13 protein-coding genes are annotated in these 17,105 nt (G+C 64.5%); 8 read left to right on the top strand and 5 right to left on the bottom strand.

What is annotated here, in order from left to right:
* Positions 1–76: 76 nt before the first annotated feature.
* Positions 77–1,300 carry an ABC transporter substrate-binding protein gene (locus tag P6U25_RS02770; protein WP_407149922.1) on the top strand — a complete coding sequence of 408 codons (1,224 nt, stop codon included), beginning with the start codon at positions 77–79 and terminating at the stop codon, positions 1,298–1,300.
* Positions 1,301–1,330: 30 nt separating this feature from the next.
* On the opposite strand, the gene P6U25_RS02765 is transcribed toward P6U25_RS02770, so the two are convergent.
* From P6U25_RS02765 to P6U25_RS02755, 3 genes are all read right to left on the bottom strand, one after another.
* Positions 1,331–2,149 carry a helix-turn-helix domain-containing protein gene (locus P6U25_RS02765; protein WP_407149921.1) on the bottom strand — a complete coding sequence of 273 codons (819 nt, stop codon included), beginning with the start codon at positions 2,147–2,149 and terminating at the stop codon, positions 1,331–1,333.
* A 242-nt stretch (positions 2,150–2,391) separates the two neighbouring features.
* Positions 2,392–3,048 carry a glutathione S-transferase family protein gene (locus tag P6U25_RS02760; RefSeq protein ID WP_407149919.1) on the bottom strand — a complete coding sequence of 219 codons (657 nt, stop codon included), beginning with the start codon at positions 3,046–3,048 and terminating at the stop codon, positions 2,392–2,394.
* A gap of 276 nt (positions 3,049–3,324) precedes the next feature.
* The gene (locus P6U25_RS02755) at positions 3,325–4,461 is read right to left on the bottom strand and encodes an acyl-CoA dehydrogenase family protein (RefSeq protein ID WP_407149918.1); all 1,137 of its coding nucleotides are present in this window, start codon (positions 4,459–4,461) and stop codon (positions 3,325–3,327) included.
* 216 nt (positions 4,462–4,677) lie between these two features.
* Between P6U25_RS02755 and P6U25_RS02750 the strand changes: the two genes are divergently transcribed.
* The 3 genes from P6U25_RS02750 to P6U25_RS02740 all read left to right on the top strand — a co-directional run bounded on the left by P6U25_RS02750 (position 4,678) and on the right by P6U25_RS02740 (position 8,583).
* The gene (locus tag P6U25_RS02750; RefSeq protein ID WP_407149917.1) at positions 4,678–6,219 is read left to right on the top strand and encodes an acyl-CoA synthetase; all 1,542 of its coding nucleotides are present in this window, start codon (positions 4,678–4,680) and stop codon (positions 6,217–6,219) included.
* A 96-nt stretch (positions 6,220–6,315) separates the two neighbouring features.
* Positions 6,316–7,536 carry an ABC transporter substrate-binding protein gene (locus tag P6U25_RS02745; protein ID WP_407149916.1) on the top strand — a complete coding sequence of 407 codons (1,221 nt, stop codon included), beginning with the start codon at positions 6,316–6,318 and terminating at the stop codon, positions 7,534–7,536.
* 336 nt (positions 7,537–7,872) lie between these two features.
* Positions 7,873–8,583, top strand: coding sequence for a DUF1614 domain-containing protein (locus P6U25_RS02740; protein WP_407149915.1), 711 nt, complete (start codon positions 7,873–7,875; stop codon positions 8,581–8,583).
* Positions 8,584–9,095: 512 nt separating this feature from the next.
* Here P6U25_RS02740 and P6U25_RS02735 read toward each other — a convergent pair.
* Positions 9,096–9,866 (bottom strand): multiprotein-bridging factor 1 family protein, encoded by a 771-nt coding sequence (locus tag P6U25_RS02735; protein ID WP_407149914.1) that lies wholly within the window; start codon positions 9,864–9,866, stop codon positions 9,096–9,098.
* Positions 9,867–10,118: 252 nt separating this feature from the next.
* Between P6U25_RS02735 and P6U25_RS02730 the strand changes: the two genes are divergently transcribed.
* From P6U25_RS02730 to P6U25_RS02720, 3 genes are all read left to right on the top strand, one after another.
* Positions 10,119–12,338 carry a marine proteobacterial sortase target protein gene (locus P6U25_RS02730; RefSeq protein WP_407152737.1) on the top strand — a complete coding sequence of 740 codons (2,220 nt, stop codon included), beginning with the start codon at positions 10,119–10,121 and terminating at the stop codon, positions 12,336–12,338.
* Between the two features lie 139 nt (positions 12,339–12,477).
* Entirely contained in the window at positions 12,478–13,047 is a 570-nt protein-coding gene (locus tag P6U25_RS02725) for a class GN sortase (protein ID WP_407149913.1), read from the top strand.
* Between the two features lie 180 nt (positions 13,048–13,227).
* On the top strand, positions 13,228–15,450 hold the full coding sequence (locus P6U25_RS02720; protein WP_407149912.1) for an acetate--CoA ligase family protein: 2,223 nt from the start codon (positions 13,228–13,230) through the stop codon (positions 15,448–15,450).
* 136 nt (positions 15,451–15,586) lie between these two features.
* On the opposite strand, the gene P6U25_RS02715 is transcribed toward P6U25_RS02720, so the two are convergent.
* Entirely contained in the window at positions 15,587–16,348 is a 762-nt protein-coding gene (locus P6U25_RS02715) for a S1 family peptidase (protein WP_407149910.1), read from the bottom strand.
* A gap of 111 nt (positions 16,349–16,459) precedes the next feature.
* On the opposite strand from P6U25_RS02715, the gene P6U25_RS02710 reads away from it, so the two are divergent.
* A complete protein-coding gene (locus P6U25_RS02710) occupies positions 16,460–17,092 on the top strand; it encodes an HAD-IA family hydrolase (RefSeq protein WP_407149909.1) in 633 nt (210 codons plus the stop codon).
* Positions 17,093–17,105 lie beyond the last annotated feature (13 nt).

The raw sequence follows: 17,105 nt of genomic DNA, 5'->3' as shown, positions 1-17,105 counted from the left end.
GGACAGCAGCGCAGCGCGTTAGCTTTGCGGCGAGCAAAAGCCCGGCACGACAAGCCGGCATCGCGGGGAGGACGTCATGGTCTCGATCAACCGGCGCACATGGCTCGCAGGCGCGGCAGGCGCCGGCCTCACCGCATTCACCGGCCTCCGCCCCTCCTTCGCCGACGACACGCCGGGCGTCACCGCGACGGAGATCAGGATCGGCAGCACGACGTCACTCAGCGGACCTGTGTCGGCGCTCGGCGTGCAGGCGCGCTGTCAGGAAGCCTATTTCAGGATGCTGAACGAGCAGGGCGGCATCGCCGGCCGCCAGATCAAGTACATCTATTACGACGACGCGTTCAATCCGGCCAAGACGGTCGAGCAGGTGCGCCGCCTGATCGAAAGCGACAATGTCGCCTTCCTGTTCAACATGCTCGGCACCGCGCCGAATTCGGCTGTCGTCAAATACATCAACGCCGCCAAGGTCCCGCATCTGTTCCTGTCGGTGAACGGCGACAAGTGGGGCGACTACAAGACCTATCCCTGGACCATGGGCTTTGCGCCGAGCGCTCGCACCGAGGCACAGGTGTTCGTCAAATATGCACTGAGCCGCAACAAGGACGCGAAATTCGCGGTGCTCTATCAGAACGACGATCTTGGCAAGGATTTCGTCGCCGGTGCCAAGGACGTGCTGGGTGAGCGTTTCGCAAGCTCGACCATCGTGGCCTCGCACGAGGTCACCGATCCCACGATCGATTCCCAGATCGTCAGCTTACGCGGCACCAATCCCGATGTGCTGATCTCGGGCACGACAGCGAAATTCGCCGCGCAGTCGATCCGCAAGATCCACGAGCTCGGCTGGAAGCCGATGCACTTCATCGCCAGCGGCGCCGCCTCGATCTCGTCGACCATCGCACCGGTCGGCCTCGACAAGGCGCAGGGCACGATTTCGTCGGCCTATGTGAAGGACGTCGCCGATCCGGCCTGGGCCAATGACCCCGGCGTGAAGGATTTCCTCGCGTTCATGGCGAAGTGCTTTCCCGACGGCAATCCGAAGGAAGGCTATAACCTCTATGCCTACACGGTGGCGCAGGTGCTCAAGATCGTGCTCGAGCAATGCAGGGGCAACTTCAGCCGCGACAACATCATGGCGCAGGCGAACAGCCTGAAGGATATCGAGGTGCCGACGCTGCTGCCCGGCATCCGCGTCAACACCAGCCCGACCAACCACCACCCGCTGCGGCAGCTCCAGTTGCAGCGGATCGAGGGCGACGGATGGCTGCGGTTCGGCGAGGTGATCGAGGGGGCGAATCTCTAGCGTCGTCCCGGCGAAGGCCGGGACGACATTCTAAGTCAACACCGGTTCGTTCACCGCCTGTCCGGTCCGATAGATCGCGAGATCGCGCGAGCCGGAGAAGATCGCGCGCGGCTTCAGGCCGTAGAAGCGGCGGATCGAGTGGCTGAAATGGGTGCTATCGGGGTAGCCGATGTCCTGTGCGAGATGCGCGAGGTTGATGTCCTGGTTGGCGAAGTGCAGCAGGTGCCGCGCGCGCTTCCAGGCGCGGAAGGAGCGGAATGAGATTCCGGTCTCCTCCTTGAAGAGATGCAGGAAACGCGACGGCGACAATCCGGCCTCAGTCGCACAGCCCGCCGCGGTCACCGGCTCACCGGAAAACTGCCCGATGCGGGTGATCGCCCGCACGACGCGCGGGTCGAGCACGCGCTGCGGCAGCGCGTCGCCGAAGCACATGGTATCGAACTCGGCGTTCGAGATCGCATCGCGATGTTGCATCTCGGCGAGAGTCGCATAGGCAGCGCGGATACGACTCGCGAACAGGCCGGAGTCCGGCCCTTGCAGCCGACGGGCGACGGCTTCGAGGGTCCCGTCGGGTACGCTTTCCGGCTCGATCACCACGGCGATCGCGGAGCGGTATTCGCTGGTGATGGTGTGGCGCAGGTTCGGCATGGTCACGGCGAGCTCGCCATGGAACTGGCGGCCATCACTGGTCGACAAATGCAGGCCGTCGCGGATCGCGACATAAACATAGAATGCGCCCGGGCAGCGCTCGCGCGGACGGCCGAGCAGCCCGGCGTAGAACACCCGCTCCGGCGTAATCAGCATCCGGTGACCGGAGTCTTGGTGTTTTGCGTGCACGGTGGCGTCCATGGTGGGTTCCTCCTCGCGCGGCTCTTTTGGCCACTGCGATGGCGGCTACCATAGCGCAAATTCGAGGGCTGTCACTGGAGGAGATAATTCCGGAAACGGAGCCAATAAAAGCTGTCGTCATTGCTGTCGATGCGAAGCAATCCATCTCGCGGCAGAAGAGGTATGGATTGCTTCGTCGCGGAGCCTGTCATCGGGCGCGCATTCGCGCGACCCGTTGGCTCCTCGCAATGACGGGGTGAGGATCACGGCCGCACCCTTGGTGCAACGTTCTGTTCCAGCCCGGCTTTTTGCTCCGCAGCCACCGCCCTTTTGTAGCCGTCGCGCTGCTGCAGCCGGGCCCAGTAGGCCGCGACATTCGGCCCGAAATCCTTTGATAGCCCGATATTGCTGGCGAGCCTGAGTGCATAGCCGTTGGCGATATCGGCGGCGGTGAAGCGTCCCGCGCAGAGGAATTCGGAATTCGCCACAGCAGCCTCGACCGCACGCAGGCGCCCGAGGAACCATTTTGCATAGTCGCCTGAGACCTGCGGACTGCGCCGCTCCTCCGGCTCAAGCTGGCTGTAGCGCAGCACCAGCGTCTGCGGGAAGGTGAGCGTGGCGTCGGAGAAATACATCCAGTTCAGAAAGGCGCCATAGGCCGGCTCGTCGATGCCGACGATCAGCGGCGAGGGTCCATATTTGGTGCCGAGGTAATGGCAGATGCCGGAGGATTCCGTCATCCTGGTCTCACCGTCGATCATGAACGGTATGGTGCCGAGCGGATTGATGCCGAGATAGTCCTTGGCGAACACACGCGGCGGGAACGGCAGCATCTTCAACTCATAGGGCAGCCCGAGTTCCTCCAGCATCCACAGCGGACGGAACGAGCGCGCGGCGTCGCAGTGGTACAGCGTGATCATCAGGCATTTCCCCTTTGCTTCATCCCCGCAAGCCGGCATCGCCGCGGCGGACTTGCGCTGAGTGGCTGTGCACAGCGCGCGGCGGCTGGCGTTTCAGGATGTCCATGGCCGGAGGTGATACGCTCTCTCCTGCGTCATTCCTAGGCGCGCTCCCCCGAAAGCGCAGGGCGCGCTGAAAAATATCGAAAACAACCCCATGCAAAGTAGCCGGTGGCGGCCGAAAGAGCTGCCTTTCAGGGAGGAAGCCGCTCGCTCGCAGTTCCACGGCCGCAAGGATCACAATCCCATCTGCCTCGAGGCCAGATCCTTCATGATCTCCTCGGTGCCGCCGCCGACGGCATTGACCTTGACCTCGCGGTAGATGCGCTCGACCTTGGCGCCGCGCATGAAGCCGGCGCCGCCGAAGATCTGCACCGCCTCGGAGGCGCAGTAAGCCATGGTCTGCGTCGCCTGGTTCTTCATCATGCAGATCTCCGCGACCGGGCTTTCGCCCTGGCCGAGCCGCCATGCCAGCATCTCCAGCATCGCCTGCGAGGCCGCGACCCTCTGCGCCATGTCGACGATCTTGTGACGGATCACCTGGTGCTGGGCGATCGGCTTGCCGAAGGTCTTGCGTTCCTTGGCGTAGGCGATCGCCTCGTCGAGGCAGACGCGGGCAAAGGCCGTGCAGCTCGCCGCCATGCCCATGCGCTCGCTGTTGAAGTTCTGCATGATGATCTTGAAGCCCTGGCCCTCCTCGCCGATCAGGTTCTCCACCGGCACGCGGCATGCGTCGAAATGCAAGGTCGCGGTGTCGGAGGCCCACCACCCCATCTTCTTCAGCTTGGTGCGGGAGAGACCCGGCGTATCGCCCTCGATCAAGAGCAGGCTGACGCCGCCGGCGCCCTCGCCGCCGGTGCGCACCGCGACCGTCAGATAGTCGGCACGCATCCCCGAGGTGATGAACGTTTTCTCGCCGCTGACGATGTAATGATCGCCCTCGCGCCGCGCCCTGGTGCGCAAATTGGCGACATCGGAGCCGCCGCTCGGCTCGGTGATTGCGAGTGCGGAGATCTTCCGGCCCGCCAGCACCTCGGGCAGCACCCGCGCCTTCACCTCGGGCCGCGCGGCACGCGCGATCGGCGGCGAGCCGATGGTGTGGCTCATCAGGCTCGCGCTGACGCCGCCGGCGCCGGCCCGCGCCAGCTCCTGCGAGGCCACGATCTTCATGAACTGATCGGCGGCGATCCCGCCATATTCCTCCGGAAAGCCGAGGCCGAGCAGCCCGATCTCGGACGCCTTGGCATAGAGCTCACGGGGAAACTCACCCGCCTCGTCCCATTGATGGGCGAAAGGCTCGATCTCCTTCGCCACGAAGCGGCGCATCACCTCGCGAAAGGCCTCGTGCTCGCTGGTGTAGAACGGGTTTGCCATCCGCGCGCTCCGTTGATTCTCGCAGCCGACGATGTCCGGATTTCTTATCGCTAACTTGCGTCGAGTGGCTGTCCCGGCACGGCCGAGGCCAGCCTGGCCATCCCCAGCCACTAAACGCAAGACAGTATCCGGCCAAGCCCCCTCCACTGCCGATCCATGCCATCAATCGGGCCAGGAACAGGCGGCGCAAGACTGCCGTTCCGGGAGGAGGGAAACGTGCCGGTTCGTTACTACGACTGGATCGCGTATCATTGCCGGCGGACGCCGGACAAGGTCGCGATCGTCGATCTCGCCAGCGGACGCCGCTTTGGCTATGCCGAGCTCGACATGCGCATCTCGCGCCTGGCCGGCCATTTGCGCGACGAACTCAAGGTCGGCCGCGGCGACCGTGTCGCGGTGCTCGCGCTGAACACCACCGATACGCTGGAGGTGCAGTTCGCCTGCTTCCGGATCGGCGCGATCTTCCTTCCGCTCAACACCCGCCTCACCGTTCCCGAGTTGCACTATATCGTTGGCGACGCCTCGCCGAAGGTGATGATCCACGACGACGATCTCGCCGAGACCGCGCTTGCGGTGGCCAAGCTCTGCAATGTGGCGTCGACGCTGCGGCTCGGACCAAGCGGGTCGTATGAGGCCGGCATCGCAGAAGCCACACCGCTCGCGCGGTTCGAGGAGGTGATGCTCGATGACATCTCGACCATCATGTACACCTCCGGCACCACGGGCCAGCCCAAGGGTGCGATCATCACGCACGGGATGACGTTCTGGAATTGCGTCAATCTCGGCGGCCCGGCCTATATCTCGCCGTCGTCCGTGCTGCTCACGGTGCTGCCGCTGTTCCACACCGGCGGGCTGAACTGCTATACCAACCCGGTGCTGCATGCCGGCGGCACCGTGCTGATCATGCGCGTGTTCGATCCAGGTGAGGCACTCAGGCTGATCAGCGATCCCGCGCAGGGCATCAACGTGTTCTTCGGCGTGCCCTCGATCTACCAGTTCATGGCTCAGCATCCGGCCTTCGCGACCGCGGACTTCAACCGCCTGGTCGTCGGCGGGGTCGGCGGCGCGCCGATGCCGGTGCCGCTCCTGAAGACCTGGGAAGCGCGCGGCGTCGCGTTGCAGCAAGGCTACGGCATGACCGAGACCTCGCCGGCCGTGATGGTGCTCGACCGCGAGGATGCCGCGCGCAAGGCCGGCTCGTCCGGCAAGCCGGTGCTGCATACCGAGGTCAGGATCGTGCGGCCCGACGGCGCCGACGCAGCAGTCGGTGAGCTCGGTGAACTCTGGGTCAAGGGGCCGAACATCACGCCGGGCTACTGGAACAGACCGGACGCCAACGCCTCTTCCTTCACTGACGGCTGGCTGCATACCGGCGACGCCACGCGGATGGATGAGGATGGCTTCTACTACATCGTCGATCGCTGGAAGGACATGTACATCTCCGGCGGCGAGAACGTCTATCCGGCCGAGGTCGAGAGCGTGCTGCATCAATTGTCGGCCGTGGCCGAAGCCGCGGTGATCGGCATCCCGAACGAGCAATGGGGCGAAGTCGGCATGGCGATCATCGCCGTGAAGCCTGGCCATTCGCTGACACCGGCCGAGGTTCACGCCCATTGCCAAGCCAATCTGGCGCGCTTCAAATGCCCGCGGCTGATCGAGTTCATTGACGCTCTGCCGCGCAATGCGACGGGCAAAATTCATAAGCCCACGCTCCGGCAGCACTTCAGCCAGCCGAAGCCGACCGACACGGCGGCGTGATCCCGCAAACGAGTTGCCCCGTAACCGTCGATCGGGACCGGCTGCGGGCGAGTTGCGTAAGTCCCCAACCAAAATCAAATCGAGGAAAATGCCTTTATGATAACCAAGAAACTGTCGCTGCTTGCGGCTGCTACGACGCTCTGCCTGCTCTCGACCCAGGCCGCTTTCGCACAAAAGAAATACGACACCGGCGCCTCCGACACCGAGATCAAGATCGGCAATGTCGAGGCCTATAGCGGTCCAGCTTCCGCCTACGGCATCATCGGCAAGACCGAGGAAGCCTATTTCAAGATGATCAACGATCAGGGCGGCATCAACGGCCGCAAGATCAACTGGATCTCCTATGACGACGGCTACTCGCCGCCGAAGACGGTAGAGCAGATCCGCAAGCTGATCGAAAGCGACGAGGTGTTCCTGGTGTTCAATGCGCTGGGCACGCCGACCCAGACCGCGGTGCAGAAGTATCACAACGCCAAGAAGGTGCCGCAGCTCTTCCTCGCCACCGGCGCCAGCAAGTGGAACGATCCGAAGGAATTCCCGTGGACCATGGGCTTCCAGCCGAGCTATCGCGTCGAGGCGCGGATCTTCGGGAAGTACATCCTCCAGGCCAAGCCGGACGCCAAGATCGCGATCTTCTATGCCAATGACGATTTCGGCAAGGACTACCTCGCCGGCCTCAAGGAGGTCCTCGGCAAGTCGTCCGCCAAGATCGTCGCCGAGGAAAGCTACGAGACCACCGAACCGTCGATCGATTCCCACATCGTCAAGCTGAAGGAGACCGGCGCCGACGTGTTCGTCAACATCTCGACGCCGAAATTCGCCGCGCAGGCGATCAAGAAGATCGCCGAGTTGCAGTGGAGGCCGATGCAGGTGATGACCGACGTCTCGATCTCGATCGGTGCGGTGATGAAGCCCGCCGGCCTCGAAGCATCCGAAGGCGTGCTGTCGGCCGGCTATCTGAAGGACGCCTCCGACCCGCAATGGAAGGATGATGCGGGCATGAAGAAGTTCATGGCCTTCATCGAGAAGTACATGCCGGGCGCCAACATCTCCGATGCCAATCTGGTCTATGGCTATGCCGCGGCGCAGACCATGGTGCAGGTGCTGAAGCAGTGCGGCGACAATCTCACGCGGGAGAACGTGATGAAGCAGGCCGCGAGCCTGAAGGACTTCACGCCGGACACGCTGATCCCCGGCATCAGGGTCAACACCAGCGCCACCGACTTCGCCCCGATCGAGCAGCTCAAGATGATGCGGTTCAAGAACGGGCAGTGGGAGCTGTTCGGCGACATCATCAGCGCGGAGGCCGGCGGCTAGGGGCCATTCGGTCAACGACCAAACGTCAGAGTGTCGCGAAGCCGCCTATCCGGGCGGCTTCGTTGTTCTTGTCGAACTCAATGCCGCGGCTTGGAGCTAGGCCGCCATGGCCACGCAGCGACGCTCTCTCACCGTCACCCTGAGGAGGCCGCGCAGCGGCCGTCTCGAAGGGTCGACGGCCCGGCTCTTTCCCGGTCGACGCATCGGGGCCGTCCATCCTTCGAGACGGCGCGGCGCGCCTCCTCAGGATGACGGGACTCTGACCTGTCCTTGTGATCCGCTCTTGGAGTTCCCAACTAAGAACACAGAGAAAGTCAAGACCAACCAGCGAGGCCGATGGATTCGAACGTTCAGTATTTGCCGCTGACGCCTGGGTTCTTCTCGATCCTGGTGTTGGTGGCCGTGGCGCTGGTGATCCTGATCCAGCTTCGTATCCTCAGATACGCCTATATGCGTCTCGGCGTCGGTCCAGGGGTCGCATTGTTGCTGCTGTTCGGTTCGTTGATCGGCAGCTATTTCAACATTCCGATCACGGTGCTGCCCGGCCCGCCGGTGCGATCCGGCGAGATCGTCGACTTCTTCGGCATGCGCTACGTCGTGCCTTTCGTCGCCTCGCCCAGCACGATCCTCGCCGTGAATGTCGGCGGCGCGGTGATTCCCACCGTGATGTCCACCTATCTCGTGCTTCGCTACCAGCTCTGGCTCAGGGCCGCGATCGCCGTTGCGGTCATTGCGTTCATCGTGCATGTCAGCGCGACGCCCGTGCAGGGAATCGGAATCGCCGTTCCCGTGTTCGTTCCCGTCATCGCGACCGCAATCCTCGCTTTGCTGCTGTCCCGCGAATATGCTGCGCCCCTCGCCTATATTGGTGGCTCGATGGGAACACTGCTCGGCGCCGACCTCCTGAACCTCGGCAAGATCGGCAGCCTTGGCGCGCCGATCGCCTCGATCGGCGGGGCCGGCACGTTCGACGGCATTTTTCTGACCGGTATCCTGGCCGTGCTGCTCGCCGGGATCGTCGCACCGCCGAGCCCGCGGCCGGCCTAACACTACAGTCGCATTTCATCTCGGTGTCTTCGTCCGCGACCCGTCTTCGCCAAGGCTTCGCCGGGGTGAAAGCTTTGGGCCCGCCGGAGCTTTAGCGAAGGCGGCAAGCGGACGATCCAGTATTCCAGAGACGTCAAGGCCCCATTCGAGGGGCCTCGGCGTACTGGATTCCCCGCATTCGCGGGGAATGACAACTGTAGTGCTAAAGCGTGATGAGATTAGGTTAAGCTGGAGCGGGGCGGTGCTTCACCTCCCATCGCGCTTTAGCACATGATGGGATTGGCTTGATCTGAAACAGCGGCGGAGGTCACCTCTCCCTTGGGAGAGGTCGATTTGCGCAGCAAATCGGGTGAGGGGTTACGGTCTATCGAGAGCGCAAAGGCCCTCACCCGGATTGCATCTGACGATGCAATCCGACCTCTCCCCGACGAGGAGAGGTCAACCGAAGCCGCCGCGAGTCAATTCAACCCAAACTCATCATGCTCTAGGCTCGCCGTCGCTGGCTCGATACTTTATCCCGGCATGAAGATCGCAAATGGCTCATCGATCGTGCGCCGCAGATGCTCGCGATAGACGTCGTAATTCGGATCGCCGGCCGACACTCGGCCGACGCTCGGATGGGGCACGTTCTTCGCCGGCAGGAACGCGATCGGCGCCGCGATCGGCGTCAGCAGCGAACCGCGGCCGGCAAGCAATGTGGTGATGATGCCGTACATCTCGCCGGTGATGCGCGGACGCGACACCGTGATCAGTCGATGCTGGCCGTGCCGGTTGGTGACGAGATAGATGAAGCCCGACTGGTTGGGAACGGCGACCTCGCCGAACTGCGTGTAGGTGGCATCGAGGCGCTCGCCCTCGCGGAAGGTCAGCGATGACACCGCGGCGTCCCAGGCGATCTCGGTGCGATAGGCATAGACGGCATCCTTCTCGCCGAAAGACGGGCGCACCGTGACGTAGACGCCCTCGATCCAGGTGACCGCACGGCGCGCGTAGGCTCCCAACGCATCCGGCGCGATCTCGCCATTCGCTTCGACGATGGGGGCCGGAGCACTGGCCGCTGGCAGCTTGCGCAGGGATACGCCGAGCGCCTGTTCCAGCCGCACGGTGGTCGCGAGCGTGAACGGGCGGCGGCCGCCGAGCACCTTTTCCAGCGTGGAGAGGCTGAGCTTCGCCTCTTCGGCCAGCGTCTGCCGCGAGATGCGGCGGCGCGCGATTTCTTCCCGAATCGTCTCCGCCACCTGCCGGCTCTGCTCGGCGGAAAGCTGCTTGTCCGGCGTCGGCATCGAATTCCCTTCGATTTCCTCATCGATCGGACCAGTCTAGCAGACCGGACAATCCATCACAAAACCGCACAAACCCGTCGCGACCGCTGGCTGACCGCGCCGGACTGCGGCCAATCATTGCCGATCATTCTGCTCGCGCCAAAACGCCCGCTCTCCATGATTGCGAGGCAGCGAACACCTCGCTCGGGAGTGATGAAAATGACGATTTGCGATGTAAGTGAGAGCAGCCGGCAGATGCGGCTGTCGCGCCGGATGCGCATCCTGCTGTTCTTCCTGGTGGAAGGCGTGGCCGCGCTGGTGATCGGCTTCGCGGCGCTGTTCCTGAGCTTCGATCCGGTGTGGTCGGCGGAACAGCCGCGGCAGGCCGTGTTGCGGCCGGCCGATGCACGCTCCGGCTCGCTGCTGCTCAAGACCGACGACGGCTATGCCGAGGCAATGCGGCTCGGCGTCGATGTCGATCTCACGGTGTCGGGCCCGACGGTGCGCGCCCGCGTCACCCAGCTCTTTCGCAACCCGACGCGGCACTGGATGGAGGCGACCTATGTCTATCCGCTGCCGGCCGGCGGTGCCGTCGACACGCTGAAGATGGTGGTCGGCAACCACGTCGTGGTCGGCGACATCAAGGAGCGGCAGCAGGCCCGCGCCATCTACGAGCAGGCCAAACAGAACGGCCAGAAAGCCGCGCTCACCGAACAGGAGCGGCCGAACATCTTCACCAACTCGGTCGCCAATATCGGCCCCGGCGAGACCGTGCTGGTGCAGATCGAATATCAGGAGCCGGTGCAGCAGAACGGCAACGAGTTCTCGCTGCGGGTGCCGATGGTGGTCGGGCCGCGCTACAATCCACAACCCGTCGTGCAGAGCGTCGATCTCCGCGCCGACGGCGGCGGCTGGGGCAGCACGGTGACCGATCCCGTCCCTGATCGCGGCCGCATCTCGCCGCCGGTGCTCGATCCCGCCGAGAGTGCCCCGATCAATCCGACCAACATCACGGTGCATTTGCAGGCGGGCTTTCCGCTCGGCGAGGTGAAGAGTGCCTTTCACAAAGTCAACATCGAGAGCCCCGACAGCGCCACGCGCATCATCAAGCTTGCCGAAGGCCCGGTGCCCGCGGATCGCGACTTCGAGCTGACCTGGAAGCCGGCCGCCGAAACGGCGCCGTCGGTCGGGCTGTTCCGCGAGCATGTCGGCAATTCCGATTACCTGCTCGCCTTCGTCACCCCGCCTTCGGTGGAGCAGGCGAGAGAGAAGCCGCTGCCGCGCGAGGTGATCTTCGTGATCGACAATTCCGGCTCGATGGGCGGCACCTCGATCATCCAGGCCAAGGCGAGCCTGCTGTATGCGCTCGGCCGTTTGCAGCCGACCGACCGCTTCAACGTGATCCGCTTCGACGACACCATGGATGTGCTGTTTCCGACGCCTGTTGCGGCAACGAGCGGCAACATCGCCAACGCGACGTCGTTTGTCAGCGCGTTGCAGGCCCGCGGCGGCACGGAGATGCTGCCGGCGATGCGCGCGGCGCTATCCGACACCAACCATGACGATGCCCACTACGTCCGCCAGGTCGTGTTCCTGACCGACGGCGCCGTCGGCAACGAGCAGCAATTGTTCGAGACCATCAGCGCGCTGCGCGGCCGCTCGCGGGTGTTCATGGTCGGGATCGGCTCGGCGCCCAACACCTATCTGATGACGCGCGCCGCCGAGCTCGGCCGCGGCACCTTCACCCATATCGGTTCGGTCGAGCAGGTCGAGGAGCGCATGCGCAGCCTGTTCGCCAAGCTGGAGAACCCGGCGGTGACCAACCTCTCTGCAAAGTTCTCCGACGCGACAGCCGATCTGACGCCTTCGGCGATCCCGGACGTCTATCGAGACGAGCCGCTGGTGCTTGCCGCGAGGCTCGACAGGCTCGCCGGCTCGGTCGAGATCAAGGGCCGCATTGGCGACCGCCCCTGGAGCGTCACGCTGCCGCTCGCGAACGCCGCCGAAGGCAAGGGCCTCTCGAAACTGTGGGCGCGCCGCAAGATTGCCGATGCCGAGGTCGCGCGCACCACGCACCAGGTGAGTCCCGAGGACGCCGACAAGACGATCCTGGCGCTCGCGCTGGAGCATCAACTCGTGACAAGGCTCACCAGCCTCGTCGCCGTCGACAAGACACCGAGCCGTCCCGAGGATGAGCCGCTGAAGCTCGCCGAGCTGCCGCTCAACCTGCCCGCCGGCTGGGACTTCGCCAAGGTGTTCGGCGAGCGTCCGCACGCTCCGCTCGCCCCGACCGAACGCCGCGCCGATGCAGGCGATGGCAAGGTGCAGGTTGCGGCGCTGAAGCGGCCGGTGCCGGTGGTCACCGCAGCACCGACGATCCAGCTCCCGAAGACCGCAACCGATGCCGAGCTGAAAATGATCGCGGGCGTGATCCTGCTCACGGTCAGCCTGCTCATGCTGGTGTTCAACCGGCGTCAGATGTCGCCCAACTGATGTCGGATGAAAGGAGGAGGTGCCCCCGACCTCCTCTTTCAAGAGCGCGCGCGGCCTCCCACCCGTCCCCAAGGGCCGCGCGCGCAGTTGTTCTCTCCAGCCGTCATTGCGAGCGAAGCAATGACGAGGAGCTTCACGGATGCCCCGCTTCATCCCTTCCCTCGTCTTCGCTCTCATCGGCCTGATCCTGTTTGTCCAGGGCGCCTACATCCATGCCAAGGCGCTGCTCGCGCAGGTGCTGCTGGAGCGCGCATTCGAAACAACCATCGCCACCGGACATCCCGTGAAGCCGTGGAGTTGGGCCGATACCTGGCCGGTCGCCCGGATCGAGGTGAAGCGCCTGCATGCCTCCGCGATCGCGCTGGCCGGCAGCAGCGGTCAGGCGCTGGCCTTCGGTCCCGGCCACCTCGAGCAGACAGTCGATGCCGGCGAGCGCGGCGTCGCAGTGTACTCCGCGCATCGCGACACCCATTTTCGCTTCCTGAAGGATGTCGCTGTTGGTGACGAGATCGATGTCACGCGAAGCGACGGCAGGACTTTCCGCTATCGGGCCGATCGCAGCGCCGTCGTCCGCTTCGATCAATCCGGGATTGATCCCCTGACGGATCAGTATGAGCTGGTGCTGTCGACCTGCTGGCCGTTCGACGCGCTGACATCAAGCCCGGAACGCTATCTGCTGCACGCCACCCTGATCGAACCGGGTTCCTGATCCAGTCCATGAATTTTGCGCCTGCCGGGATATCGCGATGCGATGCCCTGATGTGCGCCGGCGTGAGTTGTCACGCCCCTCTTTCCTGCGCCATAAAAACAATGACAATCGGGACCAACGGCGATCGACCGTCGGCCAGAGGAAACAAAGACAACAAAGACAAGGATAAGGGCAGGCTCCATGGAAGCTCTCGCAAGCACCGCGTCTCATCCCTCCTCCAAATGGACGCCGCCCTTTGATGCCAGCGACATCGTCAAGAGCATTCACGCGATGCTGCACCCGCGCAACATCGTGCTGGTCGGCGCCACCGACAAGCCCGGCAACTACGCCGAGCGGATCTGGAACAACCTGATCAAATACAAGTATGCCGGCGGCCTGTTCCCGATCAACGCCAAGCGCGAAACGATCTGGGGCGTCACCTGCTACAAAGACTTTGCGAGCCTGCCCGAAAAGCCCGACCACGTGCTGGTGCTGGTGCCGGCGCGCTTTGCCGTGCAAGTGATCCGCGACGCGGCCGCCGCCGGCGCGCGATCGGCGACCATCGTCACATCGGGCTTCAGCGAATTGCAGGACGAGGAGAGCCAGCGGCTTGCGGTCGAGCTGAAGCAGGCGATCAAGGAGACCGGGCTTGCCGTCACCGGCCCGAATTGCCTCGGCAACTTAAGCGCCGGCGAGAACCTGTTCACCAATATCGACGACCGCATCGTCACCATGGCGCAAGGACCCGTCGCCGTCGCGGGCCAGTCCGGCGCGATCGTGATGGCGATCCGCCAGGCGCTGGAGGATCGCGGCGTCGGCGTCGGCTACATGGTCACGACGGGCAACGAATCCGGGCTGGAGACGCCCGACCTGATGGCCTATTTCGCCGCCGATCCGAGCATCCGCGTCATCGTGGTCTATCTCGAAGGCGTCCGGAATACGAAGGTGTTCCGCGACGCCTGCAAGGCGGCGCGCGCGGCGGGCAAGCCGGTGATCGCGCTCAAGCTCGGCGCGTCCGAAGGCGGCCGGGCCGCCGCGATGGCGCATACCGGCGCGCTCGCCGGGTCGATCGAGACCTTCGATGCGATCTCGACCCGCGAAGGCGTGATCCGCGTGCGCGGGCTCGACGAGTTGATCGAGACCACGGAGTGCTTCGTCCATGCCGATCCGCCGAAAGGCAATCGCCTGGCGGCGGTGTCGCTGTCTGGCGGCAAGCGCGGCCTCTTGATCGACGCGTTCTATTCCGCCGGCTTGAATTTCGCAGCCCTGAGCCCGCACGCGTCGGAACAGCTTGCCAGGATGCTCGGCCCCGGCAGCATCGTCGGCAACCCGCTGGATGCCGGCTTCGCCGCGGTGGTCGATCCGTCCGTCTACATGAAGTCGATCAAGATCATGATCGACGATCCCGACACCGATATCGTCATCATCGATGCCGAGCTGCCGAAGGCGCCGCACGAATTGCGCGAGCGCAATTTGCGCATCGTCAATGAGATGGCGGGCCAGGCCAACAAGCCCGTGATCTACATCAGCGCGATGTCGATCGGCTTCACCGACTTCACCAAGGGGCTGCGAAAGAGCCTGCCCAATATCGCGGTGCTGCAGGGCCTCGACCGCGCCGTCGGCGCCATCAAGTCGCTGATCGACTATGCCGGCCTGCGCAAGGAGGTGCCGGACATCGTGTCGAGCTCGAAGCCTGCGGCGCGCGCTTTGCTGGAGAAGACGCTGAAGGCCGCCGACGGCGCCGCCGCGCTCGACGAGGTCGCCTCGAAGAAGCTGCTCAAGGCCTATGGCATTCCGATCTCGAAGGAAGACGTCGCGCAGACCGCGGCGGAGGCGGTGAAGATCGCCAAGACGATCGGCTTTCCGGTGGTCGCGAAGGTGGTCAGCCCCGACATCCTGCACAAGTCGGACGTCGGCGGCGTGGTGCTCAACCTCAACAGCGCAGCCGAGGTGAAGCAGGCCTTCAACGACATCACGGCGCGGGTCAAGAAGCTCAAGGGCAAGCCGAAGCTCGAAGGCATCCTGATCGCGCAGCAGGTCAAGGCCGACGTCGAGCTCGTGGTCGGCGCCTCGCTCGATGCCGAAATGGGGCCCGTGGTGCTGTTCGGCACAGGCGGCGTCGATATCGAGCTGATGAAGGACGTCGCGCTCGCCGGCGCACCGCTCGATGCGGCCGAAGCGAAAGAGCTGATCGCGAAGACCAAGGCCGGCATCAAGCTGAAGGGCTATCGCGGCAAGCCGGCGCTGCACGAAGCGTCGGCGGTGAAGGCGCTGGTCGGGCTCTCCAATCTGATGGCGGACGCCGACGGCCGGATCGCCTCGATCGACGTCAATCCCTTCCTGATCAATGCCAAGCTCGGCGTCGCCGTCGACGGCCTGATCGTGCTGAACAACGCCGCGGCGAAGAAGGCGGCGGAGCATTGACGTCTTCTCTCCCTCTGCCCGTTCTTACGGGGAGAGGGTTGGGGTGAGGGGCTCAATCCGCAAGCGCAATTCGCGGAGAGTCCCCCCTCACCCGGCGCTGCGCGCCGACCTCTCCCCGTAGGCGGGGCGAGGTAACTTAAAACGACGCCCCCCACTGCCGCGCGGTCTGCATCACCCAGTCGCGATAGATCGTCAGCGGCGTGACGCCGGTGATGCCGCCACAGCCGGCGGCGCCGTTCGGCCCGGTCGACCAGCTCACCACGCCGACGATCGCGGGCCCGCCTTGCTTGTCCTCGAACACCGGCGCGCCGGAATCGCCGGTGCAGGCCCCGAGCCCGTCGCGCATGCCCTGCCCGACCGGATCGACCAGGCGGATCTGCAGCGTGCCGGGCTTGCCGCTTGCGATCAGCCCGGCGACACGGATGATGCCGCCGCTCTTGCCGTCGCCGCGCACAGTGACGCCGACGCCTGCGATGGTGAAGCGGCCGCCGACTTGGATCGGGATGTTGGGCATGCCGAGCGCGGCCGGCGCCTTGCCGGCCACCGGCGCCGCGAGCTGCAGCAATGCGACGTCGGCGGTCGCGACATGATTGAGCATCGCCTGCATCCGAAATCCCGGATGGATCGCGACCGTCTTGACATCCTGCAGTTTCGGCTGCCGGTCCGGGCCATACTCGACGATCTTGTAGTCGGCGCCGGGCTGCACGCAATGCGCCGCGGTGAGCACGACCTTCGGCGCGATCAAGGCACCGGTGCAGAAATTGCCCCGTGAGCCGACGATGGTGAGGACGGCGCGTGCGACGCCATCGGTCGACGGTGCGCCGCCCCCGACTATCGCGAACGCGGGAGCGGACACCAGCGACACCACGGCCGCGAGAATCAAGCGACGGACTTTCATGCCGCAGCAATAGCCTGAGCCGTCCTCATCGCCAAGCCGGGTCGGGCTGGTCCCGATCCCCGATCCGTGTTAGCCGCTGCCCCAAGCAATGCAACATTGGGCAGGAAAGCGATGATTGAAGCAGTGATCTGGGATTTCGGCGGCGTCTTAACCACCTCGCCGTTCGAGGCCTTCGCGCGCTACGAGACCGAGCGCGGGTTGCCGATCGACATCATCCGCCGCACCAACGCTGCCAATCACCTCGAGAACGCCTGGGCCAAGTTCGAGCGCGCCGAGATCGATGTCGAGACCTTTGATAGGCTGTTCGCCGTGGAATCAAAGGCACTCGGCGCCGAGGTGCGCGGCAGGGACGTGTTGCCGCTGCTCTCCGGCGACCTGCGCCCCGAGATGGTCGAAGCGTTGAAGCGCATCAAGGCGAAGTTCAAGACCGGATGCATCACCAACAATCTGCCGTCGAACGCGATCGGCAGCCACAGCGGGCGGACGCTCTACGTCGCCGAGGTGATGGCGCTGTTCGACCACGTGATCGAGTCCGCGAAGATCGGCCTGCGCAAGCCCGATCCGCGCATCTACGGGATGATGGTGGAGACGTTGCAGGTGAATCCGAAGAACTGCGTCTATCTCGACGACCTCGGCGTCAACCTGAAGCCGGCACGGGAGATGGGCATGACGACGATCAAGGTGGTGAATGCGGTGCAGGCGATCGGCGAGCTCGAGGCCGCGACCGGCCTCACGCTGAGGTAGGGCACGCATTCAC

This window comes from Bradyrhizobium sp. ORS 86 (assembly GCF_045571475.1).
Lineage (GTDB): Bacteria > Pseudomonadota > Alphaproteobacteria > Rhizobiales > Xanthobacteraceae > Bradyrhizobium.
This window is presented reverse-complemented; position numbering and strand designations above follow the sequence as displayed.

Bases quoted from the DNA above. Each gene is read 5' to 3' on its own strand.
- P6U25_RS02740 (WP_407149915.1), top strand. From the start codon at position 7,873: ATGGATTCGAACGTTCAGTATTTGCCGCTGACGCCTGGGTTCTTCTCG.
- P6U25_RS02730 (WP_407152737.1), top strand. From the start codon at position 10,119: ATGCGCATCCTGCTGTTCTTCCTGGTGGAAGGCGTGGCCGCGCTGGTG.
- P6U25_RS02715 (WP_407149910.1), bottom strand. From the start codon at position 16,348: ATGAAAGTCCGTCGCTTGATTCTCGCGGCCGTGGTGTCGCTGGTGTCC.
- P6U25_RS02745 (WP_407149916.1), top strand. From the start codon at position 6,316: ATGATAACCAAGAAACTGTCGCTGCTTGCGGCTGCTACGACGCTCTGC.
- P6U25_RS02710 (WP_407149909.1), top strand. From the start codon at position 16,460: ATGATTGAAGCAGTGATCTGGGATTTCGGCGGCGTCTTAACCACCTCG.
- P6U25_RS02770 (WP_407149922.1), top strand. From the start codon at position 77: ATGGTCTCGATCAACCGGCGCACATGGCTCGCAGGCGCGGCAGGCGCC.
- P6U25_RS02720 (WP_407149912.1), top strand. From the start codon at position 13,228: ATGGAAGCTCTCGCAAGCACCGCGTCTCATCCCTCCTCCAAATGGACG.
- P6U25_RS02735 (WP_407149914.1), bottom strand. From the start codon at position 9,866: ATGCCGACGCCGGACAAGCAGCTTTCCGCCGAGCAGAGCCGGCAGGTG.
- P6U25_RS02725 (WP_407149913.1), top strand. From the start codon at position 12,478: ATGCCCCGCTTCATCCCTTCCCTCGTCTTCGCTCTCATCGGCCTGATC.
- P6U25_RS02765 (WP_407149921.1), bottom strand. From the start codon at position 2,149: ATGGACGCCACCGTGCACGCAAAACACCAAGACTCCGGTCACCGGATG.
- P6U25_RS02755 (WP_407149918.1), bottom strand. From the start codon at position 4,461: ATGGCAAACCCGTTCTACACCAGCGAGCACGAGGCCTTTCGCGAGGTG.
- P6U25_RS02760 (WP_407149919.1), bottom strand. From the start codon at position 3,048: ATGATCACGCTGTACCACTGCGACGCCGCGCGCTCGTTCCGTCCGCTG.